Source organism: Glycomyces tritici (genome assembly GCF_030403505.1).
In genome coordinates, this window is sequence record NZ_JAUEMJ010000001.1 from 221,479 (window position 1) to 241,833 (window position 20,355).

Annotated in this window: 20 protein-coding genes; 6 read left to right on the forward strand and 14 right to left on the reverse strand. The window is 70.6% G+C overall.

Annotation, left to right across the window (positions count from 1 at the left end):
- Positions 1 to 3 precede the first annotated feature (3 nt).
- Positions 4 to 1,320 (reverse strand): isocitrate lyase, encoded by a 1,317-nt coding sequence (aceA, locus tag QWI33_RS01000; RefSeq protein ID WP_289953996.1) that lies wholly within the window; start codon positions 1,318 to 1,320, stop codon positions 4 to 6.
- Between the two features lie 130 nt (positions 1,321 to 1,450).
- Here aceA and QWI33_RS01005 point away from each other — a divergent pair, with 130 nt between their 5' ends.
- From QWI33_RS01005 to QWI33_RS01015, 3 genes are all read left to right on the forward strand, one after another.
- Complete coding sequence (locus QWI33_RS01005; RefSeq protein ID WP_289953998.1) at positions 1,451 to 3,079, forward strand: helix-turn-helix transcriptional regulator; 1,629 nt, start codon at positions 1,451 to 1,453, stop codon at positions 3,077 to 3,079.
- A 148-nt stretch (positions 3,080 to 3,227) separates the two neighbouring features.
- The gene (locus QWI33_RS01010) at positions 3,228 to 4,025 is read left to right on the forward strand and encodes a metallophosphoesterase family protein (protein ID WP_289954000.1); all 798 of its coding nucleotides are present in this window, start codon (positions 3,228 to 3,230) and stop codon (positions 4,023 to 4,025) included.
- Positions 4,026 to 4,199: 174 nt separating this feature from the next.
- On the forward strand, positions 4,200 to 4,799 hold the full coding sequence (locus tag QWI33_RS01015) for a hypothetical protein (RefSeq protein WP_289954003.1): 600 nt from the start codon (positions 4,200 to 4,202) through the stop codon (positions 4,797 to 4,799).
- 66 nt (positions 4,800 to 4,865) lie between these two features.
- Here QWI33_RS01015 and QWI33_RS01020 read toward each other — a convergent pair whose 3' ends face one another.
- Positions 4,866 to 5,291, reverse strand: a complete 426-nt coding sequence (locus QWI33_RS01020; protein WP_289954005.1) for a low affinity iron permease family protein — start codon at positions 5,289 to 5,291, stop codon at positions 4,866 to 4,868.
- 220 nt (positions 5,292 to 5,511) lie between these two features.
- Complete coding sequence (locus QWI33_RS01025) at positions 5,512 to 5,922, reverse strand: VOC family protein (RefSeq protein WP_289954006.1); 411 nt, start codon at positions 5,920 to 5,922, stop codon at positions 5,512 to 5,514.
- Positions 5,923 to 6,060: 138 nt separating this feature from the next.
- Between QWI33_RS01025 and QWI33_RS01030 the strand changes: the two genes are divergently transcribed.
- Positions 6,061 to 7,041 (forward strand): helix-turn-helix transcriptional regulator, encoded by a 981-nt coding sequence (locus QWI33_RS01030; protein WP_289954009.1) that lies wholly within the window; start codon positions 6,061 to 6,063, stop codon positions 7,039 to 7,041.
- On the opposite strand, the gene QWI33_RS01035 is transcribed toward QWI33_RS01030, so the two are convergent.
- The 8 genes from QWI33_RS01035 to QWI33_RS01070 form a co-directional block, all read right to left on the reverse strand.
- A complete protein-coding gene (locus QWI33_RS01035) occupies positions 6,998 to 8,233 on the reverse strand; it encodes an MFS transporter (protein ID WP_289954011.1) in 1,236 nt (411 codons plus the stop codon). The two genes, QWI33_RS01030 and QWI33_RS01035, sit on opposite strands and share 44 nt — an antisense overlap.
- Positions 8,234 to 8,301: 68 nt before the next feature.
- Positions 8,302 to 9,024, reverse strand: coding sequence for a hypothetical protein (locus QWI33_RS01040; RefSeq protein ID WP_289954013.1), 723 nt, complete (start codon positions 9,022 to 9,024; stop codon positions 8,302 to 8,304).
- A 103-nt stretch (positions 9,025 to 9,127) separates the two neighbouring features.
- Complete coding sequence (locus QWI33_RS01045; protein WP_270114048.1) at positions 9,128 to 9,532, reverse strand: VOC family protein; 405 nt, start codon at positions 9,530 to 9,532, stop codon at positions 9,128 to 9,130.
- Positions 9,533 to 9,542: 10 nt separating this feature from the next.
- Complete coding sequence (locus QWI33_RS01050) at positions 9,543 to 9,986, reverse strand: helix-turn-helix transcriptional regulator (protein ID WP_289954021.1); 444 nt, start codon at positions 9,984 to 9,986, stop codon at positions 9,543 to 9,545.
- Between the two features lie 130 nt (positions 9,987 to 10,116).
- Entirely contained in the window at positions 10,117 to 12,492 is a 2,376-nt protein-coding gene (locus QWI33_RS01055) for an excinuclease ABC subunit UvrA (protein ID WP_289954022.1), read from the reverse strand.
- Between the two features lie 83 nt (positions 12,493 to 12,575).
- Positions 12,576 to 13,529, reverse strand: a complete 954-nt coding sequence (locus QWI33_RS01060; RefSeq protein ID WP_289954024.1) for an acyl-CoA desaturase — start codon at positions 13,527 to 13,529, stop codon at positions 12,576 to 12,578.
- Positions 13,530 to 13,693: 164 nt separating this feature from the next.
- Complete coding sequence (locus tag QWI33_RS01065) at positions 13,694 to 14,335, reverse strand: LuxR C-terminal-related transcriptional regulator (RefSeq protein ID WP_289954026.1); 642 nt, start codon at positions 14,333 to 14,335, stop codon at positions 13,694 to 13,696.
- Positions 14,336 to 14,461: 126 nt separating this feature from the next.
- Positions 14,462 to 15,766: a sensor histidine kinase gene (locus tag QWI33_RS01070; protein WP_289954028.1), complete on the reverse strand. Its 1,305-nt coding sequence runs from the start codon at positions 15,764 to 15,766 to the stop codon at positions 14,462 to 14,464.
- Positions 15,767 to 15,882: 116 nt separating this feature from the next.
- On the opposite strand from QWI33_RS01070, the gene QWI33_RS01075 reads away from it, so the two are divergent.
- Entirely contained in the window at positions 15,883 to 16,686 is an 804-nt protein-coding gene (locus QWI33_RS01075) for an SDR family NAD(P)-dependent oxidoreductase (RefSeq protein WP_289954030.1), read from the forward strand.
- A gap of 12 nt (positions 16,687 to 16,698) precedes the next feature.
- Here the strand turns inward: QWI33_RS01075 and QWI33_RS01080 are convergent, their stop codons facing one another.
- Positions 16,699 to 17,367 carry an O-methyltransferase gene (locus tag QWI33_RS01080; protein WP_289954031.1) on the reverse strand — a complete coding sequence of 223 codons (669 nt, stop codon included), beginning with the start codon at positions 17,365 to 17,367 and terminating at the stop codon, positions 16,699 to 16,701.
- Positions 17,368 to 17,767: 400 nt separating this feature from the next.
- On the opposite strand from QWI33_RS01080, the gene QWI33_RS01085 reads away from it, so the two are divergent.
- Positions 17,768 to 18,202 (forward strand): SsgA family sporulation/cell division regulator, encoded by a 435-nt coding sequence (locus tag QWI33_RS01085; RefSeq protein ID WP_091043033.1) that lies wholly within the window; start codon positions 17,768 to 17,770, stop codon positions 18,200 to 18,202.
- A gap of 131 nt (positions 18,203 to 18,333) precedes the next feature.
- Here the strand turns inward: QWI33_RS01085 and QWI33_RS01090 are convergent, their stop codons facing one another.
- Together QWI33_RS01090 and QWI33_RS01095 are read right to left on the reverse strand one after the other, a co-directional pair.
- On the reverse strand, positions 18,334 to 19,782 hold the full coding sequence (locus QWI33_RS01090; protein ID WP_289954037.1) for a multicopper oxidase family protein: 1,449 nt from the start codon (positions 19,780 to 19,782) through the stop codon (positions 18,334 to 18,336).
- Positions 19,769 to 20,224 (reverse strand): hypothetical protein, encoded by a 456-nt coding sequence (locus QWI33_RS01095; RefSeq protein ID WP_289954038.1) that lies wholly within the window; start codon positions 20,222 to 20,224, stop codon positions 19,769 to 19,771. Before QWI33_RS01095 ends, QWI33_RS01090 begins: the two co-directional genes overlap by 14 nt.
- Positions 20,225 to 20,355 lie beyond the last annotated feature (131 nt).

Consider the following 20,355-nt stretch of genomic DNA (forward strand, 5'->3'; position numbering starts at 1 on the left):
CAGCTAGTGGAATTGTCCCGCCTCGGTGGAGCCCGCGAGCGCGAGCGTCTCACTTTGGGGGTTGAGGGCGGCGGTCACGCGGTCGAAGTAGCCGGTGCCGACCTCCCGCTGGTGCTTGGTGGCGGTGTACCCGCGCGCCTCGGCGTCGAACTCGCGCTCCTGCAGGTCCACGTAGGCGGTCATGCCGTCGCGGGCGTAGCCGTGGGCGAGGTCGAACATGGAGTGGTTGAGGGCGTGGAAGCCCGCCAGCGTGATGAACTGGAAGGTGAAGCCCATGGAGCCGAGTTCGCGCTGGAACTTGGCGATGGTGTCGTCGTCCAGGTGGCGCTTCCAGTTGAAGGACGGCGAGCAGTTGTAGGCGAGCATCTGCTCGGGGTGCTCGGCCTTGACGGCTTCGGCGAACGTGCGGGCGGCGTCGAGGTCCGGTGTGCCGGTCTCCATCCACAGGAGGTCCGCGTAGGGCGCGTACGAGACGGCGCGGGCGATGCACGATTCGATGCCGCCGCGCACCCGGTAGTACCCCTCGGGAGTGCGGTCGCCGGTGAGGAACCGGTGGTCCCGCTCGTCCACGTCGGAGGTGAGGAGGGTGGCGGCCTCGGCGTCGGTGCGGGCGATGATGAGCGTCGGGACGTTCTCGACGTCGGCGGCGAGCCGGGCGGCGTTGAGCGTCCGCACATGCTGCGAGGTCGGGATGAGGACCTTCCCGCCGAGGTGGCCGCACTTCTTCTCGGAGGCGAGCTGGTCCTCCCAGTGCACGGCCGCCGCACCCGCCCCGATCATGGACTTCATGAGCTCGAAGGCGTTGAGCGGGCCGCCGAAGCCGGCTTCGGCGTCGGCCACGATGGGCACGAGCCAGTCCTCGACGCTCTGGATGCCTTCGGAGGCCTCGATCTGGTCGGCGCGCATGAGCGCGTTGTTGATGCGGCGCACCACCTGCGGGACGGAGTTGGCCGGGTAGAGCGACTGGTCGGGGTAGGTCTGGGCGGCGAGGTTCGCGTCGGCGGCGACCTGCCAGCCGGAGAGGTAGATCGCGTGGAGGCCGGCCTTGACCTGCTCGACGGCCTGGCCGCCGGTCATCGCGCCGAGCGCGTGGGTGTACCCGCCGGTGGCGGCGTCCTCGGTGAGCCGGGACCAGAGGTTCTCGGCGCCGCGGCGGGCGAGGGTGTGCTCTTCGGTGACGCGGCCGCGGAGGCGGACCACGTCGGCGGCGGTGTAGTCGCGGACGGTGCGGGCCCAGCGCGGGTCGGCGGCCCACTCCTGGGCCAGCCGTTCGGCGGCGAGGTCGAAGTTCGCTTCGCGGTCGCGGTTCGTGTCGTTCATCGTCGGCTCCGAGCATTCGGGGCCGCAGCAGCGGCCATTACTTGCAGGTAACAACAATCTTTCATTCGTGTCCACGCCTGAGTAGCGGTTTGCGGTGGAAAGATCGTCAGTTCTTCGCAATACTGGGGAAATGACGAACCTGCCTCCGAACGCCTCCGGCCCCGGCGGGGCCCCCGCCCAGAGCAGCGGCGGTGGCAGCGGTAACCCGCCCCCCTCCCCGCGCCCCCAGGGCGCTCGCGCCGCCGCGAAGAACGGCGTTTCCGCCGATCCGGGCGCCGCCCGCCGCCCCTGGGGCGCGGGCGAGGCCGCCGAACTGGCCGCGGACGACGCGACAGTCGATCTCATCAGCCTCGGCAAGCAGATCCGCCACCTGCGCAAACAGCGCGAGATGAGCCTCGACGACCTGGGCGCGGCCGTCGGTTCCGCCGCCTCGCAGCTCTCCCTCATCGAGAACGGCAAGAAGGAGCCGAAGCTCTCGATGCTGCGGGCACTGGCCCGGGCCCTCGGCGTCTCCTCCGACGAACTGCTCGGCGCGGAGCCGCCCAACCGCCGCGTCGCGCTGGAGATCGCGCTCGAGCGCGCCCAGCGGAGCGCCCAGTACCAGGCGCTCGGACTGCCGAACGTGAAGCCCTCAGGGCGCACCCCCACCGAGATCCTCGAAGCGCTCGTGGGCCTCCACAGGGAGGTCGAGCGCCAGGTCAACCTCCACACTGCCACACCGGAAGAGGCCCGGAGGGCCAATACGGAGCTGCGCCGGCGCATGCGGGACAAGGACAACTACTTCGGCGACATCGAGGCCGAGGCCAGGACCCTCCTCGCCGGGGTCGACTACGCCGGCGGGCCGCTCTCGCAGCACCAGATCGCCGACCTCGCCGCCTACCTGCGGTTCACGCTGCACCACGTGGACGACCTGCCGCACTCCACCCGCTCGGTCACCGACCTCAAGCACCGCCGGATCTACCTCACCCAGGTCGGCACCGGCTCCCACGACCCGCGCACCGTGCTGCTCCAGGCCCTCGCGAGCCATGTGCTGCAGCACGACGTCCCGCGCACCTACCTGGAGTTCCTGGGCCAGCGCGTGGCCACGAACTACCTGGCGGCGGCGCTGCTCATCCCCGAGTCGAGCGCCGTGGCGTTCCTGCGCCAGTCCATGACGGGCAAGGAGATCGCGGTCGAGGACCTGCGCGACAACTTCGCGGTGTCCTACGAGGCGGCGGCGCACCGGTTCACCAATCTCGCCACCCACCACCTGGGGATTCGGACCCACTTCCAGAAGGTCCACAAGTCCGGGATCATCTTCAAGGCCTACGAGAACGACGACGTGGCGTTCCCGGCCGACCCGACCGGCGCCATCGAGGGGCAGCCGATCTGCCGCTACTGGACGAGCCGCCAGGTCTTCGACGTGCCGGACAAGTTCAACGCCTTCAACCAGTACACGGACACCGCGACGGGCACCTACTGGTGCACCGCCCGCACCGAGCGCAGCGCCGACGGCCTCTTCTCGCTGAGCATCGGCGTCCCGTACGAGTCCGCGAAGTGGTTCCGCGGCAAGGAGACCAAGGCCCGCTCGGTCTCCAAGTGCCCGGACCCGGACTGCTGCCGCAACCCGCCCCGGGCCCTCGCCGACGCCTGGTCGGGCCAGGCTTGGCCCACCGCCCGCGCCGCCAGCTCCCAGCTCGCCGCCATGCCCATCGGCTCCTTCCCCGGCGTGGACGAGACCGAGGTCTACCAGTTCCTGGAACGCCATGCGAAGGATTGACCGCGAACCGTGTCGGACCCCTGTGCCAGGGTTGTTACCGGGGGCCCATCGATGTCCGATTTGCGCAGACCCTCCGTTCACCTTCGCGGCACCCTGCCACTGGAAAAGGGTTTCCTGCGATTCCGGGCGCGATGGCAGACTTGCGGGCATGGCCTCCTCCCCCGACCGCATCGCGCTGGTCTCGGACATCCACGGCAACCTGACCGCGTTCCAGGCGGTCCTGGACGACCTCGCCTGGCGCGGCGTCACGAGGGTCTTCAACCTCGGCGACACGATCGGCAAGGGCCCGCGCGGCGCCGAATGCGTCGACCTCTCCCGCGAGCGCTGCGAGGTCCACGTCCAGGGCAACTGGGAGGCCATGATGTGCGCCCCCGACCGGGTGCCCGAGGGCGACCCGTTCGACTGGTGGCACGACCGGCTCGGCGAATCAAGGCGCAAGTGGCTGTGGGACCTGCCGTTCAGCCACGACTTCCGTATGAGCGGCAAGCACATCCGGATCTTCCATGCGTCGGCGAAGAGCGTCTTCCACCGCGTGTTCTGCGACCACGACGAGGCCGAGTTCCTCGGCATGTTCGCCAACACCGAGGCCACGGGGAACGGACCGGCGCCGGAGGTGGTGGCCTACGGCGACATCCACGACCCGTACCTGGAGAACGACCTCGGCCGCACGCTCGTCAACGTCGGGAGCGTCGGCAACTGCCTCGGCGACCCGGTGCCCTCATACGTGATCCTCGAAGGCGTCTACGGCGGTACGGCGCCGGCACCGTTCTCCGTGCAGTTCGTGCGCGTCCCCTACGACGTCGAGGCCGAGCTGGCCGTCACCCGCGCGCTCGCGATGCCTTCGGCGGAGTACTGGGAGGGCGAGCTGCGCACCGGCCTGTACCGGGCCGCCCAGCGCGACGGACGCCCGGCCGCCTACCACCGGCACCGCGGCTGCACCACCTGAGCAGGCGGCCGAACGGTGGCACATCGTGTGCCAATCTCGGGCCGGTGCGGTGCGGCAAAGGGCGTCGAACCGGGATGCCGTCCCGTTAGGACACTGCCGTCTCGCGCCGCGTACCCCTGGTGACGGAGGGCGATCCCATACTGGGGCGGTACCCACCCTTCCCGAGGAGTGCCCATGCGCCGCATCGTCCAACGTCTCCTGCTCGCGGTCGCGCTCGCCGTGTCCGCGGTCCTCTTCGTCCCCGCTCCGGCCCAGGCGGGCCCGGTCTTCACGATCTGCCCGTACATGGGGCTCCCGGAGGACTGCTACACGTGGGAGATCCCCATCCTCGAGCCCGAGGGCTGGCCTCCCGGCGGCTGCCCTGAGTGCCTCCTGGCCATCGACATCTGGGACGACTTCGTCGACCCGGTCGTCTTCGAGCAGTTCAACGAGTCCTTCGGCAAGGGCTTCACGCTGCTCGCCCAGTCCCGCCTCGAGCAGGACCCCAAGGCGGCCAAGGCGATGCGCGAGGCGTCCGTCGGCTACTTCTGGGACGCCGCGAAGGCGACCGGCAAGTACCGGGCCGAGCTCGACCACGTCGGCTGGTTCGACGCGAAGGCCGGCAAGTTCTTCGAGGACCCCGGGACGCAGCAGCGCCTCGACACGTTCGGCAAGGAGCTCGCCGCCGGCGTCCAGGCATTCCACAAGGCCTTGGGCGACCCTCAGCCCGAACCGAACATCGAGGCCGCCCTGGCCCACTTCGACGCCGCGCTCAACGCCGCGTCGAAGTACTGACCGATGCGCGGCCGGGGACCCTCGCGGTTCCCGGCCGCCGGCGCGGTCGGCCCTCCTGCTCCCAGGTCACGCGCTCTCGTCGTCCTCGAGCCCCACCGCGCGGCGCAGCTCCTTGCGGCGCTCCTCGAGGTCGGGGTCGCCCGATGCGTCCGAGAGCTGCTGCAAGACGTCGGCGAGGCCGCTGGCGATGGCGTTGAGCTTGTGCTGCAGGGCCGCGTCGTTGCGCGACTCGGTGTTCTGCAGCAGGGCGACCATCAGGAACGTGATGATCGTGGTCGTGGTGTTGATGATCAGCTGCCACGTGCTCATGTCGAGCCAGACGATCGACGGCGCCCAGAGCAGCACCACCAGGATGCACATCGAGAAGAACGGCGCACGGGCGGCGAACTCGGACGCCCTCGTGGCGAACCGGTCGAACCAGCTGACCCCGTCGTCGATGTCGCGAGGCATGGTCGCGGACGGACGCTCGGACTCGTGCTCCTTGGCTTTCATACCAGTGCGTTTTCCCAGCCCGGCACGAATCAAACATGTGTACTGCACACCCGTCTCGCTGTGCCGCGGGCGTCCCGGCCTGTATCCGCCGGGTTCGGGGCGGCCGTCCGGTTCAAGCCGTGCCGGGCGGCCCGGCGGCCCGCCGAGCCGGTGCGGTCCTGGGCCCGCACGGCACCGCGCGCACGGACCGCCGTGGGCGGCTCGTGCGCGCGGATCGCGGCTAGCTCTTGGAGGGCCACACCGGCTCGTCGCCGTTCCAGACCACGCCCTTGTTGCGGCACAGGCAGAACGGGTGCCCGATCGGGTCGGTGTAGACCCGGAAGCCGTACCCTTCGGCCCCCACGTTGTCCCGCTGCAGCGTCGCACCGAGTGCGAGGAGGCGGTCCTGCTCGGCCTCGATGTCGTCCACCTCGAAGTCGAGGTGGTACTGCTTGGGGTGCTCGGCGCTCGGCCAGGTCGGCGCGCGGTACTCGTCCACGCGCTGGAAGGCCAGCTCGATCTCCCCGAAGGTGATGCCCGCCCAGTCGGCGTCGCTGCCGTCCTTGACGGGCCGGCCGGTCACCTCGGCGTAGAAGCCGGCGAGCGCCATCGTGTCCGGGCAGTCGATGATGAAATCAGTGAGTCGCAGCATCAGCCGATGATGCCACAGCCGGGCGAGACGGCTCCAGTACTCGTTCAGGGCCGCGGCACCGGGATTCCACCCGGACGCCCTTCCGACCAGATGCCCCACCGCCACAGCGAACCCGCGCATCGCGGGGATACTGGGGCGATGCGCGCCGGTCGTCTCGTCTCGATGCTGCTCCTGCTGCAACAGCACGGCGGCATGACCGCCGAGCGCCTGGCGAAGGAGCTCGGCGTCTCGATCCGCACGGTCTACCGGGACGCCGAAGCGCTTGCCGCCGCGGGCATCCCGATCTACGGCGAGAGCGGCCACGCGGGCGGCTACCGGCTCCTCGCCGGGTACCGCACGAAGCTCACCGGCCTCACCGAAGGCGAGGCCGAGGCGCTGGCGCTCTCCGGCGTGCCTGCCGCGGCCACGGACCTGGGGCTCCAGACCGAGCTCGCCGCGCTCGAGCTCAAACTCTCCGCCGCGATGCCGCCGGCCCAGCGGGAGCGCGCCGAGGAGGCCCGGCGGCTGTTCCACCTCGACGTCGTGGGCTGGTTCCGCCGCGCCGAGCCCGTGCCGTTCCTGGCACTGGTCGCGAACGCCGCCTGGGAGCGGCGGCGCCTGCACGTCACGTACTCGCGCTGGGCGGAGCCGAAGGAGGTCGAGCGCGAGCTGTGCCCGCTCGGTCTGGTGCTCAAGAGCGGCCAGTGGTACCTGGTCGCCACGACTGCGACGGGTACGGCCGAATCCGGTCGGCCCCGGATGTACAAGGTCACGAACCTGCTGGCGGCCAGGAAGACCGAGCAGACGTTCGAGCGCCCCGAGGGCTTCGACCTCGCGGCGTGGTGGTCGCGCCAGCTCGAGGACTTCGACGCCCGCCGCTACCGGGGCGAGGCCCTGGTGCGGTGCTCGCCAGAGGCGGTCGCGAAGGCCCCGGACAACCTCGACGCGGACTCGGCCGCGGCCATCGGCCAGGGCACTGTGGACGAGGACGGGTGGACCGTCGCCACCGTCCCGATCGAGACCCACGCCCACGCCGCCGGCGAGTTCCTGCGCCTCGGCGGCCTCGAAGTGCTCGAACCCGAGTCCCTGCGCACCCTCATGCGGCAGCGCGCGCTCGAAGCGGCCGCCCTGCACGCCTGACCTCGGCGCGCATGGTGAGCGCCGTCGCGGCGAACGCCACCGCGCAGACCGCGCCGAGCACATAGAACCCGTACCGGATGTGGGTCGTGTCGGCCACCCACGCCACCACTACGGTCATGCCCGCCGAAAGGCCCAGGCCGACCGCGTTGACCGCGCCGAACACGCGGCCGGCCCGCGCCTCGGGCACCGCCGCCAGCAGCAGCGACCGCAGCCCGACCCGCGACAGCCCGATCAGGAGCGCCGCGGGCGGGATGCAGATCAGCAGCGCAGCCAGGTGGATCGGGAACACGAACGAGCACAGCGCGCACCCGATCCCCCCGGCCACCGCCGTCCGAAGCTCTCCGAACCGCCCGCTCACTCTGGGGTACAAGGCCGCAGCGACGCAGAACCCGAGCCCCGCCAGCGCGTCGACGAGTCCGTAGACGCCCGCGCCGCGCCCGAAGCCCACGTAGACCAGCACGATCAGGGTGGTGTTGCTGACCATCGTCATGACCTGGCAGACCGCGTAGAGGAAGCCGAGGCGCAGCAGGGGCGCGCCGTGCACGCGCTTCGGTTCGTCGGCGGTCTCGGCGGCCGCGTGAACGCGGGGAGCGCGGCGCAGGGCCCAGAAGACCGCGGCCGAGGCCAGGAACGTCGCCCCGTTGAACACGAACAGCGGTGTGGTGCCGACGAAGTGGATGAGGAACCCGCCGATGGAGGCGGCCAGGAGGGTGCCGATCTGCAGCGCCATCTCGTAGTGGGCGCTGAACCGGGCGACCCGGGCGGGGTGGACGCGTTCCTTGACGAGGGCGTTGCTCGCGGGCATGAACATGGCGGCGAGGAGGGCGAGGGCGAACGCGGTGCCGTAGGCGACGGGCCCGGGGTCGCCTCCCGCGAGCATCCAGGCCGGCAGGACGAGCGCGGCGGCGGCACTGGCGAGGTCGGCGATGAGGCAGAGGGTCCGGCGGTCGAAGCGGTCGGCGATGGTGCCGAACCAGAGGGAGAGCAGTGCGGGCGGGATCGAGACGGCGATGAAGAGCCAGCCGACGGCCAGCGCGCTCTGCCCGGTGGTGAAGACGAGGACGGCGGAGGCGACGAGCTGGATGCCGTTGCCGAGGCTGGTGATGAAGGTGGCGGGCAGGAGGAGCCGTTCGGCGCGGCCGGGGCGGGGCGGTGCGGTGCCGGGTTGCGGGGCGTGGGCGGTGATGGTCATGGAGGGCATTGTGCGGAGGGTCTACTGACATCCTTTGTCAGTGAAGTGCGGTGGTGTCGGTCACACCGTCAATCGCGGGCGCGGCCGAGGCGGCTGCGGAGGCGGGCGCCCGCGGCGGCGTACGCGTCGGGCAGTTCGGGGAGCAGGGTGAGGGCGGCCTCGATGCGCTCGCGGGTCGCGTCCGGGTCGCGGCGGACCGCTTCGAAGGCCGCGACCGCGCTCATGGGTGCGAGCCGGTAGTGCCAGGCGGGGTGCGCGTGCGTGGGGGCGTAGTGGGCGGTCAGCGCCTCGACGGGGGTCAGCGGCGAGCCGATGCGGCGCAGGAGCGGCGCGAGGCCGCACAGCGCCACCTGCTCGCAGATCTCCCGGGCCGAGGCCTGGTTGCGGCGGTGGGCGTCGTGGACCTCGTAGACCACTCCGTAGGCGAGGTACCGCTCGCGATCCGTCGCGGGGCGGGGGCGGGGCACGTCCCGCCAGAGCGCTTCGACGGCGGCAGGGGTGATCTCCGGTCGCCGCAAGGCGTCCTCGGCCGAGGTCGCGACGGCCAGGCGGACCGCGCCGAGGGCGATGGTGCTCTCCGAGTACCGGCGCCGGTACCGGAGCCCTAGGGCGGCTTCGGGTTCGGCTGCCTCGGCGGCTCGGCGCACATGCTCGGCGGTCGGCCCGTCGGTCCACGTGTAGGTCCACGCATCCGTGGCGGGGTCGAACTCGGCCGCGACGGGTTCGGCGAGGTCGGCGGCGAGTCGGCGCAGCCGCGATTCGCGGTCTGGGTCCGAAGGGGCGGTGGGCATGCGGACATCCCATCACGGTCCGCCGGCCCCGCGGCGGCGGCGTTCGAGCCCGGTGGAACGAGCGAACGCCCGGCCGGTGGTCCGGCCGGGCGTGGTCGATCGTCTACTGCTGCTTGATGCGGACCATGTTGCCCGCCGGGTCGCGGAAGGCGCAGTCGCGGATGCCGTACGGCTGGTCGGTGGGCTCCTGGACGACCTCGGCGGTCTCCTGGAGCTTCGCGAAGACCTCGTCGAGGTTCTTGGTGGAGAGGTTGATGGAGGCGTACGTGCCCTTGGCCATCATCTCGGCGATGGTCGCCCGCTCCTCGTCCGTGATGCCCGGGTCGGCGGCCGGCGGGTGCAGGACGATGGAGACGTCCGGCTGCCCTTCGGGTCCGACGGTGATCCACCGCATGCCCTCGTAGCCGACGTCGTTGCGGACTTCGAAGCCGAGCACGTCGCGGTAGAACTCGAGCGCGGCCTCAGGGTCGTTCTGCGGCAGATATGCCTGGTAAATGTTGATGTCCATGCCGGCAACTCTATTTCTTGCGGCTCGCGGGTGCTTCTCGATTCCTGATCGGTCTGCTGATCTGCTTCGAGACGCACGCGGGGATGCCCTCGGTCGCGTCGGCGGCCTTCTCCTTGTAGACGCTCGGGGGCATGCCGACCAGCTCGGTGAAGCGCGTGCTGAACGTGCCGAGCGAGGACGAGCCGACCGCGAAGCACACCTCGGTCACGCTCAGCTCGCCGATGCGCAGCAGCGCCATCGCGCGTTCGATGCGCCGCGTCATGAGGTAGGAGTACACCGATTCGCCGTAGGCGGCTTTGAACTCGCGGCTGAGGTGCCCGGCCGACATGTGGACGCCGTGCGCGAGGGCTTCGACGTTGAGCGGTTCGGTGTACTCGCGGTCGATGCGGTCGCGCACGCGGCGCAGGAGCGCGAGGTCGCGCAGGCGCTGTTCGGGGATGGGTCGGCTGGTCACGAGCAATATTGTGCCACCGCGAGCAGGGAGCGGCCAGGAGCGACGCTCGGCGCGGACCGATCCGGGGCCGCGCACCCGAACGGAGCGCCCGCGAGTCCGCGGGCGCTCCGTGCAGTACGGCTGGGGCCGTTCAGGCTCCGACGTAGTCCGCGAGGTGCTCGGCCGTCAGCGTCGAGCGGTCGGCGACCAGGTCGGCGGGGGTGCCTTCGAAGACGATCTTGCCGCCGTCGTGGCCCGCGCCGGGGCCGAGGTCGATGATCCAGTCGGCGTGGGCCATCACGGCCTGGTGGTGCTCGATGACGATCACGGTCTTGCCCGAGTCCACGAGCCGGTCGAGCAGGCCCAGCAGGTTGTCGACGTCCGCGAGGTGGAGGCCGGTGGTCGGCTCGTCGAGGACGAGCACGCCGCCCTTCTCCCCCATGTGGGTGGCGAGCTTGAGGCGCTGGCGCTCGCCGCCGGAGAGGGTGGTGAGCGGCTGCCCGAGGGTGAGGTAGCCGAGGCCGACGTCGGCGAGGCGGTCGAGGATCTTGTGCGCGGCGGGGGTCTTGGCCTCGCCGGCGCCGAAGAACGCCTCCGCTTCGGCCACGGGCATCGAGAGGACTTCGCTGATGTCCTTGCCGCCCAAGCGGTATTCGAGCACGGCCGCCTGGAACCGCTTCCCGCCGCATTCCTCGCAGGTGGACTCGACGGTGTCCATGATGCCGAGGTCGGTGTAGATGACGCCGGCGCCCTTGCAGGTGGGGCAGGCGCCTTCGGAGTTGGCGCTGAACAGGGCCGGCTTCACGCCGTTGGCCTTCGCGAACGCCTTGCGGATGGGGTCGAGCAGGCCGGTGTAGGTGGCCGGGTTGCTGCGCCGCGAACCGCGGATGGCGCTCTGGTCGATCGTGACCACGCCCTCGCGCGGCGACACGGACCCGTGGATGAGGGAGCTCTTGCCGGAGCCGGCGACGCCGGTGACGACGGTGAGGACGCCTTCGGGGATGTCGACGTCGACGTCCTGGAGGTTGTGCGTGGACGCGCCGCGCACCTCCAGCTGCCCGGTGGGCTTGCGCACGTCGTCCTTGAGGTGGACGCGGTCGTCGAGGTGGCGGCCGGTCACGGTGTCGCTCTTGCGGAGCCCGTCGACGGTGCCCTCGTAGCAGATAGTGCCGCCGCCGGTGCCCGCGCCGGGGCCGAGGTCGACCACGTGGTCGGCGATGGCGATCGCCTCGGGCTTGTGCTCGACCACGAGCACGGTGTTGCCCTTGTCCCGCAACTGGATCAGCAGGTCGTTCATCCGCTGGATGTCGTGCGGGTGGAGGCCGATCGTGGGCTCGTCGAAGACGTAGGTGACGTCGGTGAGGGAGGAGCCGAGGTGGCGGATCATCTTGGTGCGCTGCGACTCGCCGCCGGAGAGGGTGCCGGTGGGCCGCTCGAGCGAGAGGTAGCCCAGGCCGATGTCGGTGAAGGAGTCGAGCAGGTGCTGGAGGCCCGCGAGGAGGGGCGCCACGGTCGGCTCGTCGAGTTCGCGCACCCATTCGCGCAGGTCGTTGATTTGCATCGCACACAGGTCGGCGATGTTCTTGCCCTTGATCTTGGAGGAGCGCGCCTCGGGGGCGAGGCGGGTGCCCTCGCAGTCGGGGCAGGTCTGGAAGACCACGGCCCGCTCCACGAACGCGCGGACGTGCGGCTGGAGCGCGTCGATGTCCTTGGAGAGCACCGACTTCTGGATCTTGGGGATCAGGCCTTCGTAGGTGAGGTTGACGCCTTCGACCTTGACCTTGGTGGGCTCCTGGTAGAGGAGGGTGTGGAGCTCCTTCTTGGTGAACTTCCCGATCGGCTTGTCCATGGGCAGGCCCGCGCCGGCGAAGACGCGGCCGTACCAGCCGTCCATGCTGTAACCGGGGGCTTTGATCGCGCCCTCGTTGAGCGAGAGGGCGTCGTCGTAGAGCGCGGTCATGTCGAAGTCGTTGACGCGGCCCATGCCCTCGCAGCGCGGGCACATGCCGCCGAGCTGGTTGAAGGTGGCCTTCTTGGCGATGGTCTTGTCGCCGCGCTCGACGGTGATCGCGCCGCTGCTCGTCACCGAGGGGACGTTGAACGAGTAGGCGTTGGGCGAGCCGATGTGCGGAGTGCCGAGCCTGCTGAACAGGATGCGCAGCATGGCGTTGGCGTCGGTGGCGGTGCCGACGGTGGAGCGGGGGTTGGCGCCCATCCGCTCCTGGTTGACGATGATCGCGGTCGTGAGCCCTTCGAGGCGGTCGACCTCGGGCCGGCCCATGGAGGGCATGAAACCCTGCACGAAGGTCGAGTACGTCTCGTTGATGAGCCGCTGCGACTCGGCCGCGATCGTGCTGAACACGAGGGAGCTCTTGCCCGAGCCGGAGACGCCGGTGAACACGGTCAGGCGGCGCTTGGGGAGCTCGACGCTGACGTCCTTGAGGTTGTTCTCACGGGCGCCGAGGACGCGGATCAGGTCGTGGCTGTCGGCGTCGTGCCTGTCGGAGTGGTTCACGGCTTTGCTCATGAACGCCACTCTAGAGGGAGGGTCCGACACCCGCTTCTCGAATCCTGACCGGAATGATCACGCGGGTGCGACCTGCGGGAACGCTAGTCGGCGGTGAGTTTCGCGACCCGTTCGGGAGTCGGCCACTTGACGTCCTTGGCCCATCCGGCCCGCTCGAGGAGCCAGATGATCCGGGCGGAGGTGTCGATCTGTCCGCGTTTGACACCGTGGCGGGCCCAGGTCTGGTCGGCGTGGTGGGAGTTGTGCCAGGACTCGCCGCCCGAGAGCAGCGCGAGCGGCCAGAAGTTCGCGGCCTTGTCGCGGCTCTTGAAGGGCCGCTCGCCGATCATGTGGCAGATCGAGTTCGTCGACCACGTGGCGTGGTGCAGGGCCGAGACGCGGACCAGGCTCGCCCAGAAGAACGCCGTCAGCGCGCCAGTCCAGGACATCGTGATGAGTCCGCCGAGCACGGCCGGCAGGAAGAACGTCGCCACCGTCCACACCCAGAACAGCTTGTCGACCATGACGAGGTCCGGGTCGCGGCGCAGGTCCGGCGCGAAGCGCTCCTCGTTGGTGGTGTTGCGCGGCTGGAACATCCAGCCCATGTGCGCGTGCCAGAAGCCCTTGCTCAGGGCCAGCGCGGAGGTGCCGTAGATCCACGGCGAGTGCGGGTCGCCCTCTTTGTCGGAGAACGCGTGGTGGCGGCGGTGGTCGGCGACCCAGGTGATGAGCGGGCCTTGCACCGACATGCTGCCGAGGATCGCCAGCGCGATCTTCACGGGCCGGTTCGGTTTGAAGGAGCCGTGGGTGAAGAGGCGGTGGAAGCCGACGGTGATGCCGTGGAGGGTGAGGAGGTAGAAGCCGACGCTGAGGGCGATGTCGGTCCAGCTGAGGAGGCCCGTGGTCCACGCGAAGGGGACGGCGGCGGCGAGCGCGGCCATCGGCACGAGGAGGAAGAGGTAGACGAGGGACTGGCGTCCGGCGTCGCGTACCTCGCCGTGGACGGGTTTGGGTCCGGCCTGGGCCGGGGTGGGGCCTGTCTGGGTGATGGTGGCCATCGCTCGGCCTCGCTTTCGATTCGTCCGACTCTGCAATCGTCGTCTCGAGCGGGTTCGTGCGCAGTGGGGCGGATGGGTGCTTTTCGGGCCGATGATGCCCCGCGTCGCAGGGGGCGTAGGCCCCTCGAGGGCGCGGCCGGTCCCGGAAGGGCGGTGCCGCCGGGTCAGTTGCCTTCGAGGTAGGCGAGGACGGCGAGGACGCGGCGGTTGTCGTCCTCGGACTGGCCGAGGCCGAGTTTGCGGAAGACGTTCGCCGAGTGCTTGCCGACGGCCTTCTCGGTGATGAAGAGGCTGGCGGCGATGGCGGCGTTGGTGCGGCCTTCGGCCATGAGGCCGAGGACTTCGAGTTCGCGGGGGGTGAGGGCGTCGAGGCGGTTCTGCTGCTTGCCGAGGAGGCGGGCGACGACTTCGGGGTCCATGGCGGTGCCGCCGGCGGCGACGCGGCGCAGGGCCTCGATGAACTCGGCGACGTTGGAGACGCGGTCTTTGAGGAGGTAGCCGACGCCGCCGCGGCGGTCGCCGAGGAGTTCGCGGGCGTAGAGCTGCTCGACGTACTGGGAGAGCACGAGGATCGGCAGGGCCGGGATGTGGCGGCGGGCCTCGATGGCGGCGCGCAGGCCCTCGTCGGTGAAGGTCGGGGGGAGGCGGATGTCGACGACGGCGACGTCGGGCCGGTGCTTGAGGAGGGCGGCGGTGAGCGCGGGGCCGTTGTCGACCGCCTCGACCACGGTGAAGTCGTAGGCCTCGAGCAGGCGGGTCAGGCCGTCGCGCAGGAGCGAGTGGTCTTCGGCGAGGACGACGTCCATCTTGCACTCCTAGTGGTCTCGGCCAGGCCGGTCGCCGTCTCCGGCGAAGGCCCTGCCTGTCTGCGGGTGCCATGCGGCATGGCACCGGTGTGCCGCCCGCTTCGCTACGGCCTCAGGCCGGTCCGATCAGAACGGGTGGGCACTGGCCGCATTATGGGCAATGCCGAGGTCGACCGCGGCGGCGGGGATGGTCATGGTGACGACGGTGGGGCCGCCTTCGGGGCTGTCGACCTCGACGGTGCCGTCGAAGGCGGCGAGGCGGCTGCGAACGCCGTCGAGTCCGCCGCCCGGGGAGAAGCTCGCACCGCCGATGCCGTCGTCGCGGACCTCGATGACCACTTGGTCGTGTTCGCGGTGGACGATGATCTGCACTTGGGAGGCCTGGGCGTGCTTCGTGATGTTGGTGAGGATCTCGTTCGTCGCGAAGTACGCGGCGGCCTCCAGGGGCGGCGGCAGCTTGCCGACCAGTCGGTCCACAACGGACACCGGGAGCGGGTGGTCGAGCGCCATCGCCTGCAGTGCGCCGGTGAAGCCCCGGTCCGCGAGCACCGGCGGGTGGATGCCGCGCACCAGCTGCCGGATCTCCTCGAGCGCGTCGGAGCAGGCCTGGCGGGCTTCGCCGACGAGCGCGGCGGCCTGCTTGGGCCGGTCGTTCGAGAGCAGTTCCTCGGCCATGCCGAGGGTCAGGCTGAGGGCGGCGATGCGGGCCTGCGCGCCGTCGTGGAGGTCTCGTTCTATCCGCCGCAGCTCGGCGGCGGCGTGGCCGGCGGTCTGGTCGCGGGCGTGGCGCAGCTCGGTGACCCGCTCGGTGAGCAGGGCGTTCGCGGTGGGGCCGAGCAGCAGCACCCCGAGGTGCGAGTACCAGCGCAGCAGCAGCTCGCCCCAGCGCCACCAGGCGACGCCGCAGGCGAGGGCGAACGGCACGAGCATGAGGGTCTTGGCGGGCGTGTCGAAGTCGTAGAAGCCGAAGTCGTTGACGAACGGGGTCTGCGCGGAGTGGAAGACCGTGACGAGCAGGAACGGCTGCACGAGGTAGTAGACGGCGACGCTGAAGACGCCGAGGTAGAGCAGGTTCACGAGGAACCCGAGGGTCGCGTCGATGGCGAGCCACGCGAAGTCGCGCCAGGTGGCGGGCTCGCGGATGAGCCACAGGGCCTGCTGGTCGAGCCGGGCCTTGGGGCGCGGCCGGTAGGGGGCGGGGATGGCGACGCCGAGCTGCTCGCCGATGATGCGGCGCTGCGCGTTGGCCCAGACGCGGATGGCGAGGAGGACCGCGACGGCGACGGGGATGCCGATCCAGAAGATGACGAATACACCGGTGACTATGGCGGCGGCGAGGAGCGCCGCTGCGATGAGCGTGAGGCTGAAGCGCAGGACCGACCAGCCTGGGAGGGCCAGTCGCCGCGTGATGGGATTGGCCGGTGTCGACATGGTAGGGGAAAGCCTACCCCTCGCATCGCGAACGCTGCCGCCGCTGCCTCGCGTGCGCCGCTCGGCGGGTGCCTAGGCTGGGATCCTGTTTTTTCTTACGCGTGAGAGGGACCGGTATGGGCGAGGGAACGTGGGCGCTGGTCACGGGCGCTTCCGCGGGGCTCGGTGCGGCCTTCGCGCGGCAGCTGGCGGCGCGCGGCCACCACGTGGTCCTCGTGGCGAGGTCGGAGGCGAAGCTGGAGGCGCTGGCGGCCGAGCTGCGCGCGGCGCACGGCGTGCAGGCGCGGGTGGCGGTGCAGGACCTGGCGGCGCCGGGCGCGGCCGAGCGGATCGCGGAGGCCGTGTCGGGCGCGGGGATCGCGGTCGAGGTGCTGGTGAACAACGCGGGTATCGGCACGTTCGGCCGGGACGCGGAGATCGGCGCGGACTACAACCGCGATGTGGCGATGGTGAACGTGGTGGCGGTCGCCGACCTGGTGCAGCGGTTCCTGCCGGGGATGGTGGGGCGCGGTTCGGGTGCGGTGGTGAACGTGGCGTCGATGGCGGGCTTCCAGCCGCAGCCGTACATGGCGCTGTACGCGGCCACGAAGGCGTTCGTCGTGAACTACAGCCTGGGGCTGTGGGTGGAGACGAAGGGCACGGGCGTGCGGGTGCTGGCGGTGTGCCCGGGGCCGGTGGACACGGACTTCCCGATAGCCAACGGCATCAAGTACGACGAGCGGCGCCTGGGCTGGCTGCTGGCCGACCCGGAGGCGATCGTGCGGCAGTCGCTGCGGGCGCTCGACCGCGACAAGGGCTACGTGGTGCCGGACTGGAAGAACTGGCCGGAGGCGCATCTGCTGCCGCGCCGCCCGAGGCGGCTCATGACCCGCCTGATCGGGCTGGTGCTGGAGCGCTTCGCGGACTACCAGCGCCGGTGAGCGCCCGGCCGGTCAGTCGAGGACGCGGGCGATGGAGAGGCCGTCGTAGCCCTTGACGCCCACGGTCTGCATGACGGTCCCCTCCAGCCGCGGGTCGGCCGCGACCTTCTCCAGATAGGACCGCACGCCTTGCACGTTGGGGTCGCGGCTGAGCCCGTCGGCCACGGCTCCGCCGCGCACCACGTTGTCGGCCACGATGAGTCCGCCGGGCCGGGTCAGCTGCAGCGACCAGTCGAGGTAGTCGGGGTAGCCGCCCTTGTCGGCGTCGATGAAGACCATGTCGAACGGCTCGCCGCCCTCGGCGGCCAGCTTCGGCAGGCTCTCGGCGGCTGCTCCCACGCGGATCTCGACGATCCCCACGAGCCCGGCGCGGGCGATGTTGCCGCTCGCGACCTCGGCGTGGCGGGGGCTGTACTCGAGGCTGACGAGGTGGCCGTCCTTGGGCAGGGCGCGCGCCATCCAGATCGCGCTGTAGCCGCCGAGCGTGCCGATCTCCAGCACGCGCTTCGCGCCGAGCGTCTTCGCGAGCAGGTACAGGAGCTTTCCCTGGGCGGCCGACACCGAGATCGGGGGCAGGCCGGCCCGCTGGGCCGCGGCGGTGGCCTCGGCGAGGGCCTGGTCCTCGCCGACGAGCAGCGACGAGAGGAACGCGTCGACTTCGGTCCATTGGCCCTGGCCCATGGTTCGCCCCTTCCAAGGAGTCCGAGAACGTCGGTCAAACGCTATCACCGCCGGGCCGCCCGATTCACGCCCATATTTTCCGGACTTCGCAACCGAGTCGTAACGCCGATTTGCGACTACGCGGACTGGCGGTCGGGAATAGTACCGCTAAAGAGTGAAGGACGTTGTTGTAATTACGACATAGAGCGATGATTGACCGTGGTCTTTTGTCGGAATTTGCCCCCTTATCAGGGGAACGCGCCGGTCTCGGTCTTGCCGATCATCGTACGACGCAACGGCTTGAATGATAGACCTGAATCACGACTTGTTCGCGGCCGAAGTTCCGGACCTCCGGTGCGGCGGCGGATTGGAATGACGACCGGCTTCGGGGTGAGCCGGTCGCACACTGGGGGGTAACGCTATGAGCATGGCACGATCGGCGACCGTCGATATCGGCACCACCATGCGGCTCGTCGCACCCGATTTCGCGACGGTGAGTGTGCGCGCGAGCCTGCGCTACGACCCGGACGATCCCTACGCCGTCTGCGTCATGTTCCACCCCGACGGCACGGACGCCGACCAGGTGGCCTGGTCCTTCTCGCGGGAGCTGCTCGCGAAGGGCCTGGAAGAGCCCACAGGGATCGGCGACGTCCGGGTGTGGCCCTGGACCACCCCGCGGGGCGAATCGGTCGCACTGGCCCTCTCGTCGCCCGACGGGAACGCGCTCTTCGAGATCAACCGCGGCGTCGTGCAGCGCTTCCTCCGCCGGGCCTACAGCCTGGTGCCGCGCGGCCGCGAATCCGGCTACGTCGACATGGACACGACCCTCACCAAGCTCCTGGCCGGCGGCGTCTGACCCGCCGACCCGCCACCGGCGAGTGCATGGGCGGGCCGGGGATCCCCGGCCCGCCCTTTCGCCTTCTCGCCGCCTCGCCCCGTGCACCGCCCGCCTTCACCCCGCCTGGAGCGCCGCTCCCCCGCCGCGCCTCATTCCGGATGGTTCCCGGCGGGCCCGCCGATGAGGAACGGCGCGCCGACCCCCTCGTAGACCAGGTGCGCTACCAGGCCCTCGGCGGCGTGCGGGAGGTTGTGGCAGTGGTCCATCCAGATCCCGGGGTTGTCCGCGACGAACGCGATCTCGAACTCCTCGCCGTCGCGCACCTCGAGTGAGTCGACCCACCAGGGGCTCCCGGTCGCGGCGACGCCGTCGCGCGAGAGCACCACCGCGTGGTGGCCGTGCAGGTGCATCGGATGGGCCTCGCCGCTGTCGTTCGCGATGCGCATCCGCACGACGTCGCCGTAGGCCACGGTGAACATCGGCACGTCGGGAGCCATGGCGCCGTTGACGGTCCACCAGAATCCGGGCTTGCCGTCGAGGAATCCCGGACGGCGCCCGATGCCGAACGCGAACTCGCGGTCCGCGGTCGCGAGGTCGAGCCCGACGGGAGCCTTCGTTCCATAGTGGAGCAGATCGAGGACGTCGCCCGGCGGCTCGGAGGCCGCGACGCCGCCCTCGCCCACGAGCAGGGCCGCCCCGCTGAGGTTGACGCGCACGGCGCCGCTCTCGGGCACGGTGAACACGAGGTCGCTCCGCCCGCCGGCGGCCACTTCGACGGCCACCCCTTCGATCGCCTCGGGGCCGTGCAGGTCGGTGCCGTCGACGGCGGCGACGTGGAACGGCGCGCCGTCGACCCAGACCGGCATCACGCCGAAGTCGGTGTTCACCACGCGGACGCGGACCGTGTCGCCCGGTTCGGCCGCCACCCGGTCCTCGCCGTCGCGGCCGTTCACGGTGCGCTTGCCGCCGTAGAGGTGGGCGAGCGCGAGCGCGTCCACGTCCGCGCCGGCACCGGCGGCCGGGGTGATGACGAGGGGGCCGAGGAGGCCGCCGAGGACCTGCTCGTGGGAGACCTGGTGCGAGTGGTACCAGAAGGTGCCGGCCTGGTCGGCGACGAACCGGTAGACGAACGACTCGCCGACGCCGACGGCGTCCTGGGTGACGCCCGCGGCGCCGTCCATGGCGCCCGGCACGTCGACGCCGTGCCAGTGGAGGGTGACGCCGTCGGGGACGCTCGCGTTCTCGAGGGTCACTTCGACGAGCTGGCCCTGGACCGCGCGGATCGCAGGGCCCGGCGAGGAGCCGTTCAGGGTGTAGCCGTCGAGCTCCCGGCCGGACGCGAGCGTGAAGCGCCCTTGCGCGGCGGTGAGCGTGAGGCGCACGTCCGCTTCGCGGTCGCCCGGGACGGTGAGCTCGTCGACCGGGACCGTGGACGCGGCGCCGCCGGGCGCCCGGCCGCCGTGGTCGTGGCGGCCCATGTCCGCGACCGAGTAGGCGTCGGGCACCAGGCTGGCCTGCCAGAACCAGGCGACGGGCGCGATGACCGCGACGGCGGCGGCCACCGCGACGAACGTCTTCGCGCGTCTACTGAGGCGCATTCCCGACCGCGGGCTCCGAGGCGGGCCGCTTCGCTCGGAAGCCGGCCATGAACGCGGTCCCGTAGACCGCGAACGCGACGATGCCGTGGAGGAGGCCGAAGATCGCGGCTTCGTGGCCGAAGATCCCGAGGAAGACCTGCAGGGCGACCCACAGGAGCAGGATGACCGCGAAGCGGACGCCGCCCTTGATCTTCGCGAAGAACGAGACGATCAACAGGAGCAGGGCGAGGGCCGGGATGACCATCATGCCGTTGATGCCGTGGAGCATGAAGCCGATGCCCTCGTCGAAGGGCACCTCCTCGCTCTCCAGGACGGCCGAGTCGAGGACGCCGCCGTCCTGGACCCAGATGTAGAGGCCGGCGATGGCGTAGGCCATGAACGCGGCTTGGAGCGCGACCTCGACGGCGATGACGTAGGCGAGGATGCGGTAGACGACTCTCATGCGGATGCCCTCCTGCTCAGTAGGCCCGTTGGCCGGCTGCACAAAGTGAAGATAAACACACGGAGAGTGTTTTATGTCGGAGAAAGCACAGAGCCGCGCCCGGTTTCCCGGGCGCGGCGCCGCGATATGCG